The 3071-nt window shown below is 73.1% G+C and carries 2 protein-coding genes; both read left to right on the plus strand.

Features of this window, described 5'->3' with window-relative positions; translation table 11 throughout:
* The first annotated feature begins 137 nt into the window (after nucleotides 1–137).
* Entirely contained in the window at nucleotides 138–2153 is a 2016-nt protein-coding gene (locus tag ABZ371_RS30395; RefSeq protein ID WP_358685659.1) for an NADPH-dependent 2,4-dienoyl-CoA reductase, read from the plus strand.
* A gap of 83 nt (nucleotides 2154–2236) precedes the next feature.
* Nucleotides 2237–2812, plus strand: a complete 576-nt coding sequence (locus ABZ371_RS30400; RefSeq protein WP_358685661.1) for a PadR family transcriptional regulator — start codon at nucleotides 2237–2239, stop codon at nucleotides 2810–2812.
* Nucleotides 2813–3071 lie beyond the last annotated feature (259 nt).

Consider the following 3071-nt stretch of genomic DNA (forward strand, 5'->3'; position numbering starts at 1 on the left):
GGGGGGCGGGGGGGGGGCCGCCCCCCCCCCCCCCCGCTCCCCCCGGGTAGTGCTACTAAATCTTTTTTAATAATTCTCACAACCCCCCGCGGAGGTGGTCTACAACTGGCACGACGACACCGTGCGAGGAGACCCCCATGAGCCCGTACCCCACCCTGCTGAGCCCGCTCGACCTCGGCTTCACCACCCTTCCCAACCGGGTGCTGATGGGGTCGATGCACATCGGCCTGGAGGAGGTCGAGCGCGGCTTCGAGCGGATGGCCGCCTTCTACGCGGCCCGGGCCCGCGGCGGGGTGGGGCTCATGGTCACCGGCGGCATCGCCCCCAGTGCGCGCGGATGCTCCTTCCCCGGCGGGGCCAAGATGACGACGGAGGAAGAGGCGGCGCAGCACGCCGAGGTCACCACCGCCGTGCACGAGGCGGGCGGCCGGATCGCGATGCAGATCCTGCACTTCGGCCGGTACGCCCACCACCCGGACCTGGTGGCACCGAGCGCCCTCCAGGCGCCGATCAGCGGATTCGTCCCCCACGCCCTGACCGGTGACGAGGTCGAGGAGACGATCGAGGACTTCGTCCGGGCGGCGGAGCTGGCACGCCGGGCCGGGTACGACGGTGTCGAGATCATGGGCTCCGAGGGCTACCTGATCAACGAGTTCATCGTCTCCGCGACCAACCACCGGGACGACCGCTGGGGCGGCTCCTACGAGAACCGCATCCGCTTCCCCGTCGAGATCGTGCGCCGGGTCCGGGAGCGGGTGGGGCCCGACTTCATCCTGATCTACCGGCTCTCCATGCTGGACCTGGTCCCCGGCGGCTCCACCCTGGAGGAGGTCGTGCGGCTGGCCCGCGAGATCGAGGCGGCCGGGGCGACGATCATCAACACGGGCATCGGATGGCACGAGGCCCGCATCCCCACCATCGCGACGTCCGTCCCGCGCGGCGCCTTCACCTGGGTGACCGAGAAGGTGCGCGGCGCCGTCTCCGTGCCCCTGGTGACGAGCAACCGCATCAACACCCCCGAGCTGGCCGAGGAGATCCTCGCCGCCGGGCGGGCGGACATGGTCTCGATGGCCAGGCCATTCCTCGCCGACCCCGACTTCGTCGCCAAGGCCGCCGCGGGCCGTGCCGACGCGATCAACACGTGCATCGGCTGCAACCAGGCCTGCCTGGACCACATCTTCAGCCTGAAGATCACCTCCTGCCTGGTCAATCCGCGCGCCTGCCACGAGACCGAGCTGGTCCTCTCGCCGACCCGTACGCGCAAGCGCGTCGCCGTGGTGGGGGCGGGTCCCGCCGGACTGGCGTGCGCGGTCACGGCCGCCGAGCGGGGGCATTCCGTGACCCTCTTCGACGCGGCCGGTGAGATCGGCGGCCAGCTGAACGTGGCACGCAGGGTGCCCGGCAAGGAGGAGTTCGACGAGACACTGCGCTACTTCCGCACCAGGCTCGCCGAGGAGGGCGTGGAGCTCCGGCTCTCCACCCGCGCCACGTCCGCCGCGCTCGACGGCTTCGACGAGATCGTCCTGGCCACCGGGGTCGAGCCCCGCTCCCCCGCGATCCCGGGCGTCGGGCACCCCAGCGTGGTCAGCTACCTGGACGTCCTGCGCGACAGCGTCCCGGTCGGTGACCGCGTCGCGATCGTCGGGGCGGGCGGCATCGGGTTCGACGTCGCGGAGTACCTCACCGACGGCGGCGAGGCGGCGAGCCAGGACCCGGAGGTGTTCTTCCGGCAGTGGGGCGTGGACACGGCCTACGCGGACCGGGGCGGGCTTCGCGCCCCGGAGCGCGCGAAGCCGCCGCGTACGGTGCACCTGGTCCAGCGGAAGACCAGCAAGGTCGGGGCGGGGCTCGGCAAGACCACCGGCTGGATCCACCGCACCGAGCTGCGCCACCGCGGGGTCACGATGATCGCGGGCGCGTCCTACGACCTGATCGACGACGAGGGCCTGCACCTGACCGTCGACGGCGAGCAGCACCTGCTGCCGGTCGACACCGTCGTCCTGTGCGCCGGGCAGGAACCGCGCCGTGAGCTGTACGAGGAGCTGCGTGCCGCGGGCCGCCCGGTGCATCTGATCGGCGGCGCGGACGTGGCCGCGGAGCTGGACGCCAAGCGCGCGATCCGCCAGGGCACGGAGCTCGCCGCGGAGCTCTGACGCTCCCACCCCCTCCCACGCGGCACCGGGCGGGCGCCCTCCGCGGGGAGGGCCCCCGCCCGGCCGTCCCTAGGATGCAGTCCATGTCACTCCCGCACGCGATCCTCACCGCCCTGCTCGAGAAGCCGTCGTCGGGGCTGGAGCTGACCCGCAGGTTCGACCGGTCGATCGGCTACTTCTGGCCTTCGACACACCAGCAGATCTACCGCGAGCTGGGCAGGCTGGAGCGGGCCGGGCACATCAGGGTCCTGCCGTCGCCGCAGCCCGCCCGGGGGCAGAAGAAGGAGTACGAGGTGCTGCCCGCAGGGCGGGAGGAGCTGGCGGCCTGGGTGGCGCTCGCCGAGGACCCGCGCCCGGTGCGCGATCCGCTGCTGCTCAGGATGCGGGCGGCGGCGGTGGTCGGCGCCCCCGGTCTCGTCGCGGAGCTGCGCCGGCACCTGGATCTGCACCGGCGGCAGCTGGAGGAGTACGAGGAGATCGAGCGGCGCGACTTCCCGCCGGAGCGCACGGCCGAGGAGGACCGGCTGCGGCATCTGGTGCTGCGTGGGGGCATCGACCTGGAGACGTTCTGGACGGGGTGGCTGATCCGGGCGATCGGCGAGCTGGAGGGACCGGGGCCGGAGAGCGGCCGGGGTGGGGGTCCCGCGACCGGTTCCTGACCGTTCCTTGCGAGTCCTTGCGAGTCCTTGCGAGTCCTTGTGAGCGGATCCCGTCCGGGGTCTGTGTCCGGGTCCGATCCCGGTCCTGTTCCGCTCCGCCCCCGGCCCTCGGTGCCGGCGGCCCGCCGGGGCTTCCGGGCCGCCGTCGCGGGGCCCGGGAGCCCCCGTCACCGTTCGGGGTCCGCGGCTCTGCGGTCACGGGCCGCCGACGGGCGTCCTGACCGGCTCGGACCGGCTCGGCCGCGGACCGGCCGGGGCC

This window comes from Streptomyces sp. NPDC005899, assembly GCF_040629645.1.
In the GTDB taxonomy this organism is placed as follows: Bacteria; Actinomycetota; Actinomycetes; order Streptomycetales; family Streptomycetaceae; genus Streptomyces.

What these genes read in the sequence shown, in the direction of transcription:
- ABZ371_RS30400 (WP_358685661.1), top strand. Translation starts at nt 2,237, where the DNA reads ATGTCACTCCCGCACGCGATCCTCACCGCCCTGCTCGAGAAGCCGTCG.
- ABZ371_RS30395 (WP_358685659.1), top strand. Translation starts at nt 138, where the DNA reads ATGAGCCCGTACCCCACCCTGCTGAGCCCGCTCGACCTCGGCTTCACC.